The sequence below is a fragment of the Proteiniphilum acetatigenes DSM 18083 genome (assembly GCF_000380985.1).
Lineage (GTDB): Bacteria > Bacteroidota > Bacteroidia > Bacteroidales > Dysgonomonadaceae > Proteiniphilum > Proteiniphilum acetatigenes.
Genome location: NZ_KB905697.1, coordinates 301,003 through 319,897, shown reverse-complemented (window position 1 = coordinate 319,897; position 18,895 = coordinate 301,003). Strand labels below are relative to the sequence as shown.

General features: G+C 44.2%; 14 protein-coding genes and 1 tRNA gene. 10 read left to right on the top strand and 5 right to left on the bottom strand.

What is annotated here, in order from left to right; all coding sequences use genetic code 11:
• Positions 1–53 precede the first annotated feature (53 nt).
• On the top strand, positions 54–1,205 hold the full coding sequence (locus F597_RS0111580) for an aldose epimerase family protein (protein ID WP_019539909.1): 1,152 nt from the start codon (positions 54–56) through the stop codon (positions 1,203–1,205).
• A gap of 18 nt (positions 1,206–1,223) precedes the next feature.
• Positions 1,224–1,442 (top strand): DUF5652 family protein, encoded by a 219-nt coding sequence (locus tag F597_RS0111575; protein WP_019539908.1) that lies wholly within the window; start codon positions 1,224–1,226, stop codon positions 1,440–1,442.
• A 9-nt stretch (positions 1,443–1,451) separates the two neighbouring features.
• Here the strand turns inward: F597_RS0111575 and nth are convergent, their stop codons facing one another.
• Both nth and F597_RS0111565 read right to left on the bottom strand, forming a co-directional pair.
• Positions 1,452–2,135 carry an endonuclease III gene (nth, locus tag F597_RS0111570; protein WP_019539907.1) on the bottom strand — a complete coding sequence of 228 codons (684 nt, stop codon included), beginning with the start codon at positions 2,133–2,135 and terminating at the stop codon, positions 1,452–1,454.
• Between the two features lie 43 nt (positions 2,136–2,178).
• Positions 2,179–3,741, bottom strand: a complete 1,563-nt coding sequence (locus F597_RS0111565) for a M81 family metallopeptidase (protein WP_019539906.1) — start codon at positions 3,739–3,741, stop codon at positions 2,179–2,181.
• 276 nt (positions 3,742–4,017) lie between these two features.
• On the opposite strand from F597_RS0111565, the gene F597_RS0111555 reads away from it, so the two are divergent.
• The gene (locus F597_RS0111555; protein ID WP_019539904.1) at positions 4,018–6,657 is read left to right on the top strand and encodes an MG2 domain-containing protein; all 2,640 of its coding nucleotides are present in this window, start codon (positions 4,018–4,020) and stop codon (positions 6,655–6,657) included.
• Positions 6,658–6,694: 37 nt separating this feature from the next.
• On the opposite strand, the gene F597_RS0111550 is transcribed toward F597_RS0111555, so the two are convergent.
• Both F597_RS0111550 and F597_RS0111545 read right to left on the bottom strand, forming a co-directional pair.
• A complete protein-coding gene (locus F597_RS0111550) occupies positions 6,695–7,402 on the bottom strand; it encodes a 16S rRNA (uracil(1498)-N(3))-methyltransferase (protein ID WP_026327380.1) in 708 nt (235 codons plus the stop codon).
• Positions 7,403–7,412: 10 nt separating this feature from the next.
• Complete coding sequence (locus F597_RS0111545) at positions 7,413–8,006, bottom strand: bifunctional nuclease family protein (RefSeq protein WP_019539902.1); 594 nt, start codon at positions 8,004–8,006, stop codon at positions 7,413–7,415.
• A 404-nt stretch (positions 8,007–8,410) separates the two neighbouring features.
• Between F597_RS0111545 and F597_RS21650 the strand changes: the two genes are divergently transcribed.
• Together F597_RS21650 and F597_RS0111535 are read left to right on the top strand one after the other, a co-directional pair.
• Positions 8,411–9,715, top strand: a complete 1,305-nt coding sequence (locus F597_RS21650) for a hypothetical protein (protein ID WP_019539901.1) — start codon at positions 8,411–8,413, stop codon at positions 9,713–9,715.
• Between the two features lie 159 nt (positions 9,716–9,874).
• Positions 9,875–9,950 (top strand) — tRNA-His (locus tag F597_RS0111535).
• 126 nt (positions 9,951–10,076) lie between these two features.
• Here F597_RS0111535 and F597_RS0111530 read toward each other — a convergent pair.
• Positions 10,077–10,832, bottom strand: coding sequence for an RNA methyltransferase (locus F597_RS0111530; protein WP_026327379.1), 756 nt, complete (start codon positions 10,830–10,832; stop codon positions 10,077–10,079).
• A gap of 202 nt (positions 10,833–11,034) precedes the next feature.
• On the opposite strand from F597_RS0111530, the gene F597_RS0111525 reads away from it, so the two are divergent.
• The 5 genes from F597_RS0111525 to hypD all read left to right on the top strand — a co-directional run bounded on the left by F597_RS0111525 (position 11,035) and on the right by hypD (position 18,886).
• Positions 11,035–13,059: a transketolase family protein gene (locus tag F597_RS0111525; protein ID WP_026327378.1), complete on the top strand. Its 2,025-nt coding sequence runs from the start codon at positions 11,035–11,037 to the stop codon at positions 13,057–13,059.
• Positions 13,060–13,123: 64 nt separating this feature from the next.
• A complete protein-coding gene (gene rpiB / locus F597_RS0111520; protein WP_019539898.1) occupies positions 13,124–13,579 on the top strand; it encodes a ribose 5-phosphate isomerase B in 456 nt (151 codons plus the stop codon).
• A 73-nt stretch (positions 13,580–13,652) separates the two neighbouring features.
• Entirely contained in the window at positions 13,653–14,663 is a 1,011-nt protein-coding gene (locus tag F597_RS0111515; RefSeq protein WP_026327377.1) for a S41 family peptidase, read from the top strand.
• A 117-nt stretch (positions 14,664–14,780) separates the two neighbouring features.
• On the top strand, positions 14,781–16,172 hold the full coding sequence (locus F597_RS0111510; RefSeq protein WP_019539896.1) for an aminopeptidase P family protein: 1,392 nt from the start codon (positions 14,781–14,783) through the stop codon (positions 16,170–16,172).
• Between the two features lie 350 nt (positions 16,173–16,522).
• Complete coding sequence (hypD, locus tag F597_RS0111505) at positions 16,523–18,886, top strand: trans-4-hydroxy-L-proline dehydratase (protein ID WP_026327376.1); 2,364 nt, start codon at positions 16,523–16,525, stop codon at positions 18,884–18,886.
• The last annotated feature ends 9 nt before the right edge of the window (positions 18,887–18,895 follow it).

Genomic DNA, 18,895 nt, shown 5'->3' with positions numbered 1-18,895 from the left:
CATAAATAAAATCATGTAAATTTGCGAAAGAATTTATTAAATATAAAGGAAAAATGATAAAAATCAATCGATTAATCCTGCTGCTGGCAATCATAGCCATAGCCGGATGTACCAACAAACAAAAAGAGGCTCCCGCGGAGGAAACAACACTCTCGGGATTGAAGAAGAGCGACTTTCAGGCAGTCGTAAACGGTGACTCGGTCAACCTTTATGTACTGAAGAATGCGAACGGTGTGGAGGTTACCGTAACCAACTACGGTGGAAGAATTGTCTCGGTGATGGTTCCCGACAGGGATGGTAAATTACAGGATGTAGTGCTTGGGTTTAATAACATACAGGACTATATCAATATCAACAATAATTTCGGTGCTACTATCGGTCGTTACGGCAATCGGATTGCACACGGAAAGATTACTGTGGACGGTGTGGAATATGAATTGCCCCAGAACAATTTCGGACATACCCTGCATGGGGGGCCGGAAGGATTTGATTCTAAAGTTTTTGATGCTGTCCAGCCGAATGAGCAATCAGTGGTATTAACTTACCTGTCGGAAGACGGAGAAGCCGGATTTCCCGGTAACCTGAATGTGAAGGTGACGATGACGTTGACAAATGATAATGCCATTGACCTGCAATATGAAGCTGAAACGGACAAGGAGACGGTGGTTAATCTGACCAATCACTCTTATTTCAATCTGTCGGGTGATGCCAATAACACTATCCTCAATGACCTGTTGATGATCAATGCGGATGAGTACACTCCGGTGGATGACACATTTATGACGACAGGGAAAATCGAAAAAGTGGAGGGTACGCCGATGGATTTCAGGACACCTACTGCTATAGGTGAGCGTATCGACCAATATGATTTTGATCAGTTGAAAAATGGTGATGGTTACGACCATAATTGGGTGCTGAATACCAAAGGCGACATTTCGCAGGTGGCAGCTACGGTTTATTCGCCTGTTACCGGTATTCAACTGGAAGTATACACAATTGAACCGGGAGTACAGGTGTATACAGGAAACTTCCTTGATGGAACGATAACCGGTAAGTATGGTGCCGTATATAATAAACGCAATGCTATTTGTCTGGAAACACAAAAATATCCGGACTCTCCTAACAAGCCGGACTGGCCATCACCCTACCTTAAGCCTGGGGAGAAATATACCAGCCGGTGTATTTACAAATTTTCAGTTCAATAATTTAAAACATTTTTAATTATGCCCGACAGCTTAGCAAATCTCCCGATTTGGGGCATCATTGTAATTGTGGTGCTTGCACTATTCGATGCAGTGATGAAAGTGATCGCTATGTGGAAATCGGCACGAAACAATCATCTGGTGTGGTTTATCTTTATTGCGATATTCAATACCGTTGGAATTCTGCCGATCGTGTATCTGGTGCTGCATAGGAAAAAAGAAATACCTAACGCAGAATAGACTAAAAAATTAAGGGCTTATAGAGGAGGGATTTATCGTAACACCAGATAACCCTCCTCTTTTTTTCTTGTAATACTTACACCATGGGCTGAGACCGCAGATCTCACATTTCGGTCTTCGCGCCACGCAGATGTATCGCCCATGTAGGATAAGCCAATGATGTGCTTTTGAGAGCAATTCTGCCGGAATATATTTCACCAGTTCCCGTTCTGTTTCAAGTGGTGTTTTGGAATTGTCGGTCAATCCGATGCGGTTTGCTACACGGAAAACATGCGTATCTACGGGCATGGCAGGTTTATTGAATGCGACAGCCAGCATCACATTGGCTGTTTTACGGCCAACGCCCGGGATGGTAAGCAACGAGTCGATATCGTTAGGCACTTCACCCCCGAAGTCGGAGAGCAGCTTTTTTGCCATCCCGACCAGATTTTTTGCTTTGTTATTGGGATAGGAGCAGGATTTGATGTATTCGAAAACTGCTTCGGGGGTTGAAACAGCCATCACGTCAGGTGTGGGAAACGCTTCGAACAAAGCAGGCGTGACCATATTCACCCGCCTGTCGGTACACTGCGCGGAGAGTATTACCGCTACCAGCAATTGATAATCGTTCTGGTAATGCAATTCCGTCTCGGCTGATTCCGCATTTTCTATAAACCAGTCGAGTACCTTTTTGTAACGCTCCTTTTTGGTCATTATTCAGCTAATTAATTCTGCAATATCATTTTTCCAAATCACTTTATCTTTTTATTTCGTCTGAAAGAGGAATAAACCGTGCACTGAGATCGGGATCTTCCATATCCGGGTCAAGCGGATAGATCGGGCGTTGAACTCTCTCATACGGTAACCTCAACAGATCCTGATCCACACCACCGGGTGTAAGCGCCATCACCCAATCGCCGCGCATATCGTACAATTCTGGCACAAGGTATCCTATCTTCACCACTAAAATATCAGTTTCTCTCGGATTTAATCCCAGGTCGGTGAAGTTCTTCTCGTAGTGATAGGCCGTCCTTTTTTCCGTTACAATGGTGTAGATATTGCCACTTTTCACCACAGCTTTGGCATTGTCTTCATCTTCATCAATGGCCGTCACCTCTCCCTTCAGGCGAATTGGCGGCGCATAACGATTATCCACTTCGGCACCCGCCATACCATCTACCTGTCCGCCAATCCCTGCTTCAATGGCTTGTCTGACCAATTCCGGACCGGGAATGGATGCATAGATCAAAGTTTTGTTCCCGGACGACCGGAACTCGGGGCGTTTGAAAAGCTCATGCAATGTCCAGGTGACATCTCCCGCACCACCGGCAGTAGGATTATCTCCCATATCACTAATGATAAATGGTTTTTTATCGCTTGCCAATGCTTGTGCCAATGCATTATCCAGATAAGTAGTGGGAGCTACAAAATCAAATTCTTTCCTTACGTTCCAGAAATGATGTGCCAGCTTTTCAGCTACCCTGGCTACTGCTTCTTTATCGTCTCCATATGCCATTACCACTCCATGGTTTCGCGGTGCATCAGCCCAGGGGTAAGATAACCAGACGGAGGCATCGATCACCTTATCCTCTTCAAGCAGCCCGGGAATCTGGCCGGTAAGAGTTTTCCCCGGTTCGATGCGGGTACTTGTTTTTTCACCCGGGAGCAGAATAGGAACAGGAATCCACGCTTTATAAGCTGGTTTTCCCTTTCCGCCTTCCAGCCTGTCGAGCAGGTTGGTGACGGCCCTTTTTTTCGTTTCGATAGCATCTTCGTGGGGAGAGAGCCGGTAGCTGGTTATCAGGTCGGTATTCTGTGCCAGGCGGGGTGAGACACTTCCGTGCGGATCCATCGATGTGGAGATCAATACATCAGTGCCTACTACGTCACGAATGCGAACCAGAAAATCACCTTCCGGATCATCTAACCCCTGTACACTCATTGCGCCGTGAATATCGAAGAAAACTGCGTCCAAAGGCAATATCTCTTTCAACATGTCCAAAGTCTTTATCACCAACGATTCATATGCCTCGCGTGTGACAATACCTCCAGGCATGGCATGTCCGCGGAGGGTGGGAAGCCATTCGGCACGGTTAATTATTCCCGAGTCGGGGGACATAAAGGGATAGTAAGAGAATATCTCTTCTCCTGTGCGCGCTCTGAAAGCCTCTTCATGTGTCACCGCCGGTGAAAATGTGCTGGACTCGATGGCAATGCCCGCGATGGCAATTCTTGGCAACTCTTTTTTCGCACTGTCAACATTACAACCTGTTGCAAGAAATAACAGGCCAAAAGCGAGGATAAGAAGGTTCTTTTTCATTGCAGTAATACCTAAAAAATTAATAAAAGTTGTATGTTTCGGGCAAAATTTTGATTATCAAAGTGCTGAAACGAAAAAAATATTTACCCAAGCATAATATTAAGACAAAAATACAAAAAAATATCATTTCTTCCTGCACGGTAAAGAAAGAAGTCTGATAAGGTCAAAAAGAGACAGACTTTACTCTATGGAAATGTAAAATCCGTCGAAACCTTTACTTTTGTCGGAAAAATGCCCTATATTTGCCTTAGTGATTGATAATAAATTTCTTGTATCATGCAAAAGTTAATCTCCATCCTTTTTCTTTTGAGTATTTCCGGGATTATTTTCGCCCAGGAGCCGGATGAGGTGACCAATCGGTTTATGGAACAACTGGCAAGGTTTTCCCATGAAAAAATACACGTCCAAACGGATAAATCTGCTTATTTATCGGGCGAACGTGTTTGGCTCCGAAGCCATCTGGTTGAAGCGACCACCAATATGCCTGCTTTTTTAAGCAGGTATGTGTATGTTGAATTATTCAGTCCTTTTGACCAGATGATACAGCGGATCAAAATCAGACCCGACAGCATCGGTGTTTATTCGGGTTATCTCGATCTGGATGAAGAGCTTCCGGAAGGCAATTATACCATAAGGGCATACACCCGGTATATGAAAAATCAGGGGAACGAGGCTTTCTTTAAGAAGACAATTCAGGTGCTGGATCCTTATTCCTTACAGATTGAGCCTGTCCCCAATTTTGTGGTAAACGGAAACAGGGTAAATGTGAATTTCAAATTTGTAGATACTGCAGGCAAAGATACCATAACCCCCGACATTGTGACTTTTCAACTTTTAGATGAAGCTGAAAGAAGAATCTCTCCGGATAGTAGCAGCAATTTTAAATGGGATTTCTTATTCACAAGGAAAAGGAATAACCGCAATTTGCTGTTAGGTGTTGTACATAACGGAAGAAAATATAACAAATATTATCCGATACCGTATGATACAAACGATTTTGACATCACCTTCCACCCCGAGGGAGGTTATCTCGTTCCCGGTCAGACATGTCAGGTAGGTTTTAAAGCCATTAATCCTTCAGGATTGAGTGAAGAGGTGACCGGTACCCTGTTCAATTCGAAAGACGAGGAGATTGTACAATTCAGAGCCTTGAAATTCGGTATGGGTTTTTTTAATTTTATTCCCCAGGCAAATGAAAAGTATTACGCTGTCTGCAAGACGAAAACCAGTGATACAAAACGGATAGATCTCCCTATTCCCGACTTTCGCTCAAGAACGGTTTCTGCCAGGCTTACCGGCGAAAATAGAATCGTAGTCTCGATGCTGAGAGGGAATGCGGTGCCGGATGATCCCGTATATATCCTGGTACACAACAAAGGCGTAGTTTATTTCCATCAGCTTTGGGAAAACCCATCAAGAACCTATTCCTTTGCTGCTAATAATTTCCCAACCGGAATCATAAGCATTCTCCTCTTGAGTAATAAGAATGAAATTCTCAGCGAGCGGATGGTATTTAATTTGAATCCGAATGATTTTGCTGCTTTGGATACCGAATTATCATCCCCGGCATACAAGCGGAGGCAACTCATCCGTCTCAGGCTGCGACTGGCAGATTCCGACACAATTGCCTTCTCCGACAATATAGCAGTGGCTGTGACCGATAAAAACGCTGTTCGCCAGGACACGACAACCAGCTTGCTTTCTACTCTTTTACTCTCTTCAGAACTGAAAGGTTTTATAGAATCACCCGCCAGTTATTTTAAAGACTATGCTATTGCGGATAAATATGCACTCGATGCATTAATGCTGACCCAAGGGTGGAGACGATACGATATCCCTGAAGTGCTTAAGGGAAATATAGCTGTTCCCGATCAGTTTCGTCCTGAGGAATTTCAGGAAATAAGTGGAAGATCAGAAGTTTTATTTGGAAGTCTGAAGGAAGGAGAGATTAGCCTGTATGCCACCCTGGATTCACTGTATAGCGGGGAAACAACGAAGGCAGATGAGAAAGGGCGCTTTATGTTTAAAGTGGAATATCCTGAAAACACCGAAATTACGGTACAATCATTGAGCAAGAAAGGAGGAAGACGTAATATTATTCATTTAGACCAGGAAACTTTTCCTGATTACACTTTTTCTACTATTCCCATACGCAGCCTGGCGACTGGTCAGCCGACTGTTGATTTAGACGCTTATATGAAGAAAGCCAATGAAGAGTATAGTTTGAAATACGGCATACGTACAATTATGCTGGAAGAGGTTACTGTCTCTGCTCCAAAATTAGAAAAATACAAAGAATCAATGTACTATTCTTCTCTCTATGCATCGGGACTGGTTACTGCGGAAGATCTGGAAAAACGGAATTACAGTAGCTTCCGATCGTTGTTGGTCTCCAACCCCAGTCTGGTTGTCAGTGGCTTCGATAAAGTGACCACTACTCAATCTGATAAACCCGTGTTATTTATTATTGATGGTGTAAAATACGAAAATTTCCAGATTGAATCGATTGATATAGGTGATGTCGATAACTTGTTTGTTCTTAAAAATAATTTGGGCTTGTTTACTTATGCTCCTAATACCGAGGGTGCTGTTGTAATAACGACAAAACGTGGCTTTGTTCAGAAAAACGTAAAATCGTTGAATATCGACAGGATAAAACCCTTGGGCTATCAGCTTCCTGCAGAATTTTATACACCGGCTTATGAAACGCAGGAACAGAAAGAGTCATCATCACCCGATCTCCGCACTACAATCTATTGGAGACCGAATGTGCAGTTCTCTAAGGAGGGAGAAGCATGGGTGGAGTTTTATTCTGCCGATACGCCGACCACTTATCAGGTCATTGGCGAAGGTGTTACCAGCGCAGGCAAAATAATCCGGTTGGAAAAAGAAGTTACGGTAGAAAGCACATATTAAGCTGCTGTGGCAAGATGATTTGTCTGGGGATAGATTATTATAGGGAGTTTATCACATGTATAGTCTGTACTGCCGCAAGGCAGGCAGTTTCAGTCCGAAGCCGCGATTCGCTTAGGGTGACAGGTTCAAAACCGGCAGCAATTGCTTCTTCTACCTCCTCCTGGCTGAAATCTCCTTCGGGCCCGATAAGGATAAGGACATTTTTACCCTTTTTGTAGTGTTGTGCCAGTGGTTCTTTGGGAAGATCATAGCAATGGGCAATAAATTTTTTACCGTTAAACGGCCGGGATATGATATCCTTGAATCCTGTTAACTTTTCAATCTCAGGAAGGAAAGCCTGTTGTGATTGTTTCATTGCCGAAACGGCAATTTTTTCCAAACGTTCTGTTTTGATATCTTTTCGTTCGGAATAGTGACAGAGAATCGGTATAACGGTATCAATCCCTACTTCTACGGCTTTTTCCACAAACCATTCGTTCCGTTCCATCTGTTTGGTAGGGGCAAAAGCCACCCGGAGATTATAATCCCACCCTTTAGGTTTCTCAATGCTGTTTTGAATACTCACCATGCATTGCTTTGGATTGGCCTGGATAAGTATGCATTCGTAAAAGAAACCTTTCCCGTCGGTGACGGTTAACTTGTCCCCTTCCCGCATACGAAGTACTTTTACACAGTGCTGTGATTCCTTTTCTGGAAGTCGGCAACTTTGCAGGATAGTGGGTGAATAGAAGAGTGTGTCAGCCATAAGCCTGGGTTCAGGATTTATTTTCCCTTCGGTTTATTTCATCACGCAGGCGGGTCGCCAGTTCGTAATTCTCCTCCTTCACTGCATCGTTAAGACGATTCTTAAGAGTGTCCAATCTTAGATCCGATAATTCCTCGTCCCCCTGAACGGGTTCACTACTTTCCAACTCTGTTGAACTTGCGGGTGCCTGCTCATCGAAAACGATTGCCATCTTTTGCATGATCTCCTCAGTCGTGAAAATCGGGGAGTGGGTGCGGATCGCTAATGCTACTGCGTCGGAGGTGCGGGAGTCGATGCGATACTCTTTGCCGTTTTGTAATAGTAGTAATTCCGAGAAAAATGCACCGTCTTCAAACTTATGGATCAAAACTTCCAACAATTCAATCCCCAGTTCATTCCAGATAGAACAAATAAGGTCGTGCGAAAGAGGTCTGGGTGGGATAATCCCTTCCATTACAATGGCAATGGATTGTGCCTCAGGTGTACCAATGACAATCGGTAGCCGGCGTATACCGTTCTCCTCCGCAAAAATAAGTGCATAAGCTCCGGCCTGCACCTGACTGAAAGATATTCCCAATACGGACAGTTTGACTTTTTTTGACACAGTCTATTCGTTTTTTGATTAAAACAACTTCAAATATAGTGAAAACCGAGAGACAAGCCAAACTCGTTTGAGCTTGTCCGAGGCGCATCTAATATTCTGTAAATATAATATTTTTTCGTGCAAGAAGAATATATCAGAGGAAATTTTACTGTTTTGAAGCATAAAAATCTTATGTTCGCAGGTATTGGTTCAGGTTGTTCTTCGCAATCATAATCTTTTGATTTTTGTGAATGGGTAAATTGTCAATATATTTCCATAGATTGATTAAAAATATATAAAAATTTGTTTTTGTCGTTTTATTGCTCTATATTTCAGCCACATTGTGCCTGGTTAACTTTTAATAAAAAATGATCTTCCGTTAATCTTGAAGGTAAAAGATATATCAACTTTTTAAAAGAAGTAGTATGAAACACATTATTCTGGTCTTGTTAATTGCTTTCGGATCACTTTCTCTTTCTTCTCAAACGAGAAATTACGATCAGGAATTGGTAGATATGTTATACAGATCGCGATTTGATGAGGCAATCAATTTTTACGACCACCACAAAGACAGTATTTATCACCCTTTTACTACAGATTCTTATAGCCTTCTGACAAGTATGCATCTGGATAGGCCGGATAGCTTTTTCCAGCAGTTGCCTTTGTTTCTGGAAAAATATTATGGAAGTGTGTTTGAAGATGATATGATACCTTTCTTGCAGTCTCTGTATTTCAATAAAGGAGATAATGAAAATGGTTTGAAAACGGTTGAAATTCTGGATTCGTTTCTCTTGATACAGAAAGAGAGAAAGAAGCAGAGGATGGAAGAATATGCCGGCACAATAAATGAATTTAAAGGTGACATTTATGAACTCGCAGAGTTGAAGAATATAACGCTTCCATCAATTCCCTGGCATCTGATGGTGCTCAGTTGGGATTATGCAGACTCTATACCCGATTTCCAGCGGATAGATATGGATATAACGATTGACCGGGACGTGTCGACAGATTATTTTCTCTATATAGCCCCTTTTAACGGCGCTTTTAACGGTGAGACATTTTATGCCGGGATTCAGACTAATATAGGAGGATTTACTACCAAAGAGATGACTAAAAGGGTAGGTGGAGGCAAAGGAGGTATTTTCTCTCGTTGGAGTCGTGACCACGTAACTCCCATAGGCCTGGAATACGTGGAGATGTACGAGAACGGACTGTGCGAGAGTGCGGGATATGAAGGGGAGTTTTGCAGTGTAAGGCGGCCTTATGAATGGACGGAAGGAACCTATACGCTATCATTGGTCAAGGAAGAGACTATAGAGTTCAAAGGGGAATCCCATTCCTGGGTCTGTATGATGGTAACCGACAAAAAGGATGGCACGGTAACTCGGATAGGGCGTTTGTTATTCTCCGGTGAAAAGCTTGAATGGAGAAGTGGAAATCATGCCTTCGTCGAAACATATGATTTTAAGGATGGCTTTAGGCATGTGCCTGAAGCTGCGATAACATTTCATCGCCCGATGATCGGTGATAAAACAATTCCATTGACATACCTTAGGGCTCATCAACCTATCTCTGGTGTTGAGGAACCAAATGGAAATACCCCAAATTGCGCTTATATCACCTCTGAAAATACCGATGTAACGGTGCATATTACATCAGATGTGAGGCCTCAATCCAAGAATGAAATCTATTATGTTATTATACCTGACGGAATTGCAGCAGATTTTTAATGATCGCGTTTATAACGGATAGCGATGATATGTTATTAAACGCTGGTACATGTGGTAGATAACCATTATTGTGAATTTAAAAATTTTGGACTGGAAATTTTTGCTGATTTGTGTGAGAATTTAGAAAAAAGATGTACCTTTGCACTCGATTTGAAACACGGTGGATGTAGCTCAGCTGGTTAGAGCGTCGGATTGTGGTTCCGAAGGTCGCGGGTTCGAGCCCCGTTCTCCACCCACTCTCACGGAAGTGAGTTTTTATCCTTTTTAGATTTGTTTTAGGTGATCACGTATTTTACATACGTGATTTTTTTTTTTGCTTTATCCTGTGTATAGCCGAGCAGGGGGCGGTTATCCGGAAAAACTACCGTGCCCTACGCCGAAACTCCGCACAGGTGATAGCCGTGGCTGCTGCCACGTTCAATGATTCGGAAGTAGCTCTTCCTTCCGGAAAATTCGGGATAAAAAGTTTTTTGTTGATCAACTTCTTCGTTTCATTGCCAATACCCCTGCCTTCACTTCCCATAACAATGAAACCGTTATCGGAAAGCGTAGTAGAATAAATATCATCCCCTTCCAGGAAAGTGCCGTAAATGGGAAGATGCGATTGTTGTCGCAGGAACTCAACAAGATCGGTATAAAATACAGTTACCCGGGCAATGGCTCCCATGGTAGCTTGTACGGTTTTAGGGTTAAAGATATCCACCGTATCGTAAGAGCTGATGATATGTTCAATTCCGAACCAGTCGGCAATACGGACAATGGCCCCCATATTGCCCGGATCCTGAATGCCGTCGAGTACGAGGCATAACCGGTTATCGAAATCAATTTTTTCAATCTTTTGCGATGGATGATAAAAGACGGCTATGATTTGCGGTGCTGTTTTTAAAAAAGTAGCCTTTTTTAATTCGTTTTCATCCGCCGTGATAACCTCTTCTGCCTTTAATTCGGGATGAGACGATAAGATGGAAGGTAGTGCCGCAATAAGTTGACAACGGCAGGTGGCTATCAGGTCGAAAACCAGTTTTGTTCCTTCGGCCACGAAAGTATTGTGTTCGTTGCGAAATTTCTTTTCATTCAACGACCGGATATATTTTATTTTGCTTTTACTTAAACTCATCACACGCAAAAATAGCAATATTCCCCGGTAAGATTGGCAAGCTAGCATGAAAATCCGTGAAATCATGCCAAAAAAAGTCTCAAACATATCAATTATTTCAGTCTGAAAATTAAAAAAAGAATTACCTTTGTGAATAATAACCCTTTCGATATTAAATTACATGTGAATTGTAAATTAAGACTTTATATTTTACCGATATTTTATGAACGATAACACCTTAATGAACAAAGCGGCCGATAATATTCGAATTCTTTCGGCATCGATGGTAGAGCGGGCAAAATCAGGCCATCCCGGCGGACCAATGGGGGGAGCCGATTTTATCAATGTCCTTTTTTCTGAGTTTTTAGAATATGATCCCGAAGATCCGACATGGGAATCAAGAGACCGGTTTTTCCTTGATCCGGGACATATGTCGCCGATGCTGTATTCTGTGCTTTGTCTCAGCGGCAAATTTTCCCTGGATGAATTAAAAGAGTTTCGTCAGTGGGGTAGTCCCACACCGGGGCATCCTGAGATCGATGTGATGCGGGGTGTAGAGAATACCTCCGGTCCGTTGGGACAAGGTCATGCTTTCGCAGCCGGGGCGGCTGTTGCAGCCAGATTTTTGCAGGCGAGGTTGGGAGATATCGTAGATCATACTATTTATACCTATATCTCCGACGGAGGCATCCAGGAAGAAATTTCTCAGGGAGTAGGGCGTATTGCCGGCCATTTGGGATTGGGTAACCTGATCATGTTTTATGATTCTAACAATATACAGCTCTCCACTACTACGGACGTAGTCACCAGTGAAGATGTGGCCAAAAAGTATGAAGCATGGAATTGGAAAGTGATATCTATCGATGGTAATGATGTGGAGGAGATCCGCAGTGCATTGACAGAGGCGAAAGCCGAAAAAGAGAAACCGACACTGATCATAGGGGATACCGTGATGGGACGTGGCGCATTGGCGGCAGACTGTACTTCGTTCGAATGCCAGGTATCTACACATGGACAACCATTAAGTGCTGCAGGCGCTGATTTCGACCAAACGATCAAAAATTTAGGCGGTGATTCCGAAAATCCTTTTGTGATCTTCCCGGAGGCGGAAAAACTGTATGCCGGACGGAAAGAGCAACTGAAAGAAATAGTATCGGCAAAAAGGGCGAAGCAGGAGGAATGGGCCAAAGCCAATCCCAAACTGGCGGAGAAAAAACGTAAATGGTTTGCACGCGAACTGCCGCAAATCGATTGGTCAACTATTCAGCAAAAACCGAATAGCGCCACCCGTGCAGCTTCGGCTGCTGTGTTGGGCGAATTGGCTAAACAGGTGGAAAATATGGTGGTGGCATCTGCCGACCTTTCCAATTCCGATAAAACAGACGGTTTTTTGAAATATACGAAAGCTTTTGCAAAGGATGATTTTTCAGGCGCTTTCTTGCAGGTTGGAGTTTCTGAATTTACCATGTCCTGCTTGTGCATCGGAATGAGCCTTCATGGAGGTGTTATTCCTGCTTGCGGAACATTTTTCGCTTTCTCCGATTATATGAAACCATCCATTCGGGTAGCAGCGTTAATGGAAACACCAGTCATTTTTATCTGGACGCATGACGCGTTCCGTGTGGGGGAAGACGGACCTACCCATCAACCGGTAGAACAAGAGGCACAGATACGCCTGCTGGAGAAATTGCAGAATCATCACAGTAAAAACTCCATGCTTGTGCTTCGTCCTGCCGATGCCCATGAGACGACCGTAGCCTGGAAAATGGCAATAGAAAACAGTGGGACGCCGACAGGTCTGATCCTCTCCCGTCAGGATATCAAAGACCTTCCGGCCGGTGAGTCGCGTTTCAGTGAAGCGCTGAACGCAGCAAAGGGGGCCTATATTGTACAGGACGATACAAATTATGATGTGATATTGCTTGCATCAGGATCGGAAGTGGCTACTTTGGTAGAAGGAGCGGACCTGTTACGCGCCGATGGAGTGAAGGTACGCATAGTTTCCGTTCCTTCAGAGGGATTATTCAGAGCTCAATCCCCTGAATACCAGGATTCCGTGTTACCCAAAGGAAAGAAAAAGTTTGGCCTTACTGCAGGACTTCCCGTGACCCTGGAAGGGTTGGTCGGTTCTGACGGAGCAGTATGGGGAATGACGTCTTTTGGATTTTCTGCGCCTTATAAGGTCCTCGACGAGAAACTGGGATATACCGGTAAGAATGTTTACGAACAGGTGAAAAAACTGTTATAATAAAAAGGCACGGACGGTTGTCGGCGATTATAGCGGATGACCGTTCCTACTTAAACTGATCAACATGTCTTTATTCGATAATTCAGAAAAGCCTATAGGATTGGCATCCGATCATGCGGGCTATAAAGTAAAGCAATTCATCATCAAAGTGTTTGAAGAAAAAGGAATCCCTTACAGGGATTTTGGGGCCTACTCTGAAGAAAGCAGTGACTATCCCGATTTTGCGCATCCTTTGGCAAAGGCCATCGAGAACGGCGAATGTTACCCGGGAGTGGCTATTTGCGGAACAGGAATAGGAATCAGCATTGCGCTGAATAAACACCAGGGAGTCCGTGCCGCTTTGTGCTGGAATCCGGAAGTGGCTTTCCTGGCAAGAGCACATAATGATGCAAATGTACTCGCACTGCCGGGCAGATTGCTCAGTGAGGAGGAAATCTATGAAATACTGGTGATGTTTCTGAATACACCTTTTGAAGGAGGACGCCACGGAAGGAGAGTGAGTAAGATCCCTTGCGGATAAACTTTATACTGTCCGGCTCATATAGCCCGGGACATTCTATAATTGGAACTGTCTTCCCCTATTCAATATGCGCATGAAGAAGAGGAGAATGTACACTGCACTTTTATTATTGCAACTTGTCTTTTGGCTGGGTTGTAGTGATATGGGTATGCAATTCGATAACCATCCGAAAGGTAATTTCGATGCATTATGGACTATTCTGGACAGGAATTACTGTTTTTTTGAATATAAGGATATCGATTGGGATGAAGTGTATAAGGAGTACAGCGTGCGCATTACTTCCGAGATGGACAATGATGCCCTCTTTAAGCTCATGGGACAGATGCTCGCAGAATTAAAGGACGGACATGTAAATTTATCTGCTGCCCATGATGTAACCCGTTATTGGGAATGGCAGGACGATTATCCTGCTAATTTTGACTCATCTATCCAGGAATATTATCTCGGGAAAGATTACAGTATTGCCTCCGGAATGAGGTATAAGATACTGGAAGACAACATCGGTTATCTCTATTACGGAAGTTTTTCCAATGATGTGGGACATGGGAATCTTGATCAGGTGTTGAACAGGATGGCTATTTGCCAGGGACTTATTATTGATGTAAGAAGCAACGGAGGAGGGAGCCTTACCAATGTGGAAAGGATTGCAAGCCGCTTTTTTAACGAACGCCGGCTTATCGGTTATATTTCCCATAAAGTCGGACCCGGTCATAACGATTTCTCCTCCCTGTATCCGAAATATGTGGAGAGTTCCGACAGGGTACGTTATCAGAAGCCGGTGGTCGTTCTCACCAACAGAGGATGTTACAGTGCTACCAATGAATTTGTCAGCATAATGAAATACGCCCCGAATGTAACTGTCATGGGCGACAAGACAGGTGGAGGCAGTGGATTGCCATTCACCTCCGAACTGCCTAACGGCTGGTCGGTCCGTTTCTCAGCTTCCCCCATGTTCAATGCGGAGAAAGAGCATATTGAATTTGGAGTAGAACCCGATATCTATGTGGATATGCTGGGAGAAGACAGGGAAAAAAACCGGGATACGATAATCGAGAGGGCACGGACATTGTTAAAAAATCAGTGATCCCGGGTAATAGCGGTTCGTGATGTGGCTTCACCGATAGAAGGATAATGCACTTCGTGCGATAATGCTGTGTGATAATGGATTTCGCCAAGAGACCATAAAACAAATAATATAGGTATGTTTGCAAAAGAAATTTATGTCGAAAGAAGAGCAAAACTGAAAGCCCGGTTTCAAACAGGAAAACTGCTTTTTCTCGGGAATGATGAATGTGGTATCAATTACGCTGATAATACCTACTATTACCGTCAGGATAGTACATTTCTATATTATTTTGGAGTCAGTAAACCCGGTTTGATCGCACTGATCGATATCGATGAGGATAAAGAATATATTTTCGGTGATGATCCTACGATCGATTCAATTGTCTGGACAGGCTCCCAGCCTAAGATCAGTGAACTGGCCGAAAAAGCCGGTATCCGCTATACAGGCGATCTGTCAGTGTTCCGGAAGAAAATTGCCGGATTCGACAAACAATCGGTAAAATATCTGCCGCCTTACAGGGCTGAGCATTTTCTCAAACTCAATGACTTTCTCGGGTATCCGGTAACGGAAGCAACAGCTAAAGTGAGCAAAGATTTGATCGTGGCGATCGCCGACCAGCGTAATATCAAATCGGAGGAAGAAATCGAAGAAATTGAAAAGGCAGTCGATATTACGGCCGATATGCATTTTACAGCCATGCATTATGCCCGTGCAGGCATGACGGAGGCGCAGGTAACCGCCAGGGTGCATGAAGTGGCTATCGCAGCGGGAGGCAATCTTTCTTTTCCGATTATTGCTACCATCAACGGACAGTTTCTGCATAACCATTATCACGGAAATACACTCAAAGAGGGAGACCTGTTTCTTTTGGATGCAGGATATGAAACGCCATTGGGATATGCCGGCGATATGAGCAGTACCTTTCCTGTATCCAGGAAGTTTACAGAAAGGCAAAAAGATATCTACCGGATAACGCTTGATGCACATCATAAAGCGATTGAACTGGCGAAACCGGGTGTCAATTTCAGGGATGTACATCTCCGGGTGGGTGAGGTAATTTTCGACGGACTGAAAGCATTGGGATTAACCAGGGGAGATAGCAAAGAGGCGGTAGCCAATGGTGCACATGCACTTTTCTTTCCGTGCGGGACCGGTCATCTGATGGGATTAGATGTACATGATATGGAAAATCTCGGCGAACAGATTGTCGGTTACGCCGGTGTGCCGAAGAGTACTCAATTCGGGCTGAAATCGTTACGCCTGGGACGGGAACTGCAACCGGGTTTTGTACTGACTATTGAACCGGGGATTTACTTCATTCCGGAATTGATCGATCATTGGGAAAGTAATAAAATAAATGCCGATTTTATAAACTTCAACGAAGTGCGTCGATATGGCGATTTTGGAGGGATTCGCAACGAAGAAGATATTCTGATCACCGAAACAGGGAACCGCGTGCTCGGAAAACCGCTGGCCAAGACAATTGAAGAAGTAGAACTGGAACGGGAGAAAGCGTGGATTAATTAATGTGCCAATATGCTAATGTGCTAATGTGAATAATGGATTAATAGGTAACTACTCATCCATTCCCAATTGTCAATTATCAATTATCAATTAACATGTACCGTACTCAACACATAATATCCCTATACCATAACAACGGGAAGCGCTTGTTCTCCTGCTGGATGTGTTGATCTGCTCTCTTTCTGTTCGTTTTTTATTTACTCGGACCCTTCCGGGTAATTTTCTGCTTATCTATCTATTTACCCTTAAAATTTACGAATATGTTTGAAGAGCTTAAAATAAAAAATAATGTCCCTGAACGGAAAGCATATCAGGAGGGCAATTTCTATACAGGCAGTACTCCGAAACCGGGAATGAACGACCGGATACGTACTCTGAGGGAAGAGAGCGTCTCAACTCCGGCATCTCTTTCCATCGAGCGTGCACTGATAGAAACCGCATTCTATAAGGAGAACGACGGGAAATATGCTATTCCTGTGATGCGTGCGTTGAATTTTTTAGAGATCTGCGAAAAAAAGAGCATTTACATCGGAACGAATGAGCTGATAGTCGGTGAACGCGGAGAGAAACCCAAGGCAGTATACACATTTCCCGAACTGACCTGCCATTCTGTGGAAGATCTGCATGTGTTGAATACACGTGAACAGCAACGTTATGTGATCAGTGAGGAGGATATCGATATTTACCGGCATGAGGTGATCCCTTATTGGGAAGGCCGTTCACAACGTGACCGTATTTTCAACCATGTTCCCGGTGAGTGGAAAGCGGCTTACGAAGCCGGTCTGTTCACCGAATTCATGGAACAGCGAGCACCCGGACATACCTGTATGGATGGAAAAATCTACCGGAAAGGGATGCTCGATTTCAAAAGGGAGATAGAGGAAGAAATAGCAAAACTCGATTATTGCAATGATCCGGAAGCACTTGACAAAGAAGACCAGTTACATGCCATGGCCATATCCTGCGATGCCATTATCCGACTGGCCGAGCGTCATGCCGAAAAAGCCGAAGAGATGGCCCGCCATGAAAAGGATCCGGCACGGGTAGAAGAATTGAATCGTATCGCCGAAGTATGCCGGAGGGTGCCCGCCCATGCCCCGCGTAACTTTTGGGAAGCGATCCAGATGTATTGGTTTATTCATCTGGGGGTGATTACGGAGCTGAACGGATGGGATGCCTTTAATCCCGGACATTTTGACCAGCATCTGGTGCCGTTCTATCAAAACGATCTTGAGAACGGTACATTAACACGTGAAGAGGCAAAGGAACTGCTCTGCTGTTTCTGGATCAAGGTGAACAACCAGCCGGCACCGCCAAAAGTGGGGATCACAGCCAATGAAAGCGGCACCTATAACGATTTCACCAATATTAATATCGGAGGTGTTAAACCTGACGGCTCGGATGGTGTGAATGATGTTTCCTACCTGATGCTTGAGGTGATCGAGGAGTTGCATATCCTTCAACCGGGCAATTCGGTGCATATCGCCTCAGTAACCCCTAACCGTTTCCTGCATGCGGCTATCAAAGTGATCCGTCAGGGACATGGTTATCCGTCGGTGTTCAATCCCGATGTCTATATCCAGGAGATGCTGCGTTCCGGAAAATCTTTGAAAGATGCGCGGGAGGGGGGATGTAGCGGATGTATTGAGGTAGGTACGTTCGGAAAAGAGGCTTATCTGCTGACTGGCTATTTAAATGTTCCCAAGATACTGGAAATTACACTCTTCAACGGCGTTGATCCGGTAACCGGAAAAAAAGTAGGTATCGAGACAGGTGATCCGCGGAATTTTACATCCTATGATGAGTTATATCACGCCTTTCATGCCCAATTGAAATATATCATCGACCTGAAAATAAAAGTCAATCATTACATCGACCGGATGTATGCCCGCTATTTTCCGGCTACTTTCCTGTCGGTGCTGATCGATGACTGCATCAAAAAAGGACGCGATTATTATAACGGCGGCCCGCGGTATAATACTACCTACATCCAATGTACCGGTCTGGGAACAGTAACCGATTCTCTCTCCGCCCTCAAAAAACATGTTTTCGAGGTGAGAGATATCAGAATGGATCAGTTGCTGTATGCGATTTCCGTCAATTTTGAAGGAGAAGAGGTGTTGCGCCAGCGGATCATCAACCATACGCCTTTCTTCGGAAACGACAACGATTACGCTGATGAGATCGCGGTGAAGGTATATGATGATATGTTCGACCTGATTGATAACCGTCCGAATGGAAAGCCAGGCGGTAAATACCATCTGAATATGTTGTCCACCACCTGCCACAACTATTTTGGAAACGTGATGGGCGCCATGCCTAACGGGCGTCTGGCAGGAAAAGCCATTTCCGATGGTACGTCCCCCTCACACGGATGCGATACGCACGGCCCTTCTGCGGTGATTCGTTCCCTCAGTAAACTGGATCAAATAAAGTCGGGGGGTACGTTGTTGAATTTACGATTCCTCCCCAGTCTGCTTCGACGTGACGAAGATGTAGCAAAACTCGGGAATCTTATCCGGAGTTATTTTGCCCAGGGAGGGCACCATGTGCAATTCAATATTGTGGACACGGCTACGTTAATTGCTGCCCGCGACAATCCCGAAGAGTACAAGGATCTGTTGGTACGGATGGCGGGGTACAGTGATTATTTCAATGATATGCACGAAAACCTGAAACAGGAGATCATCGAACGGACCGAAAACGAATCGTTCTAAAAACGGAAG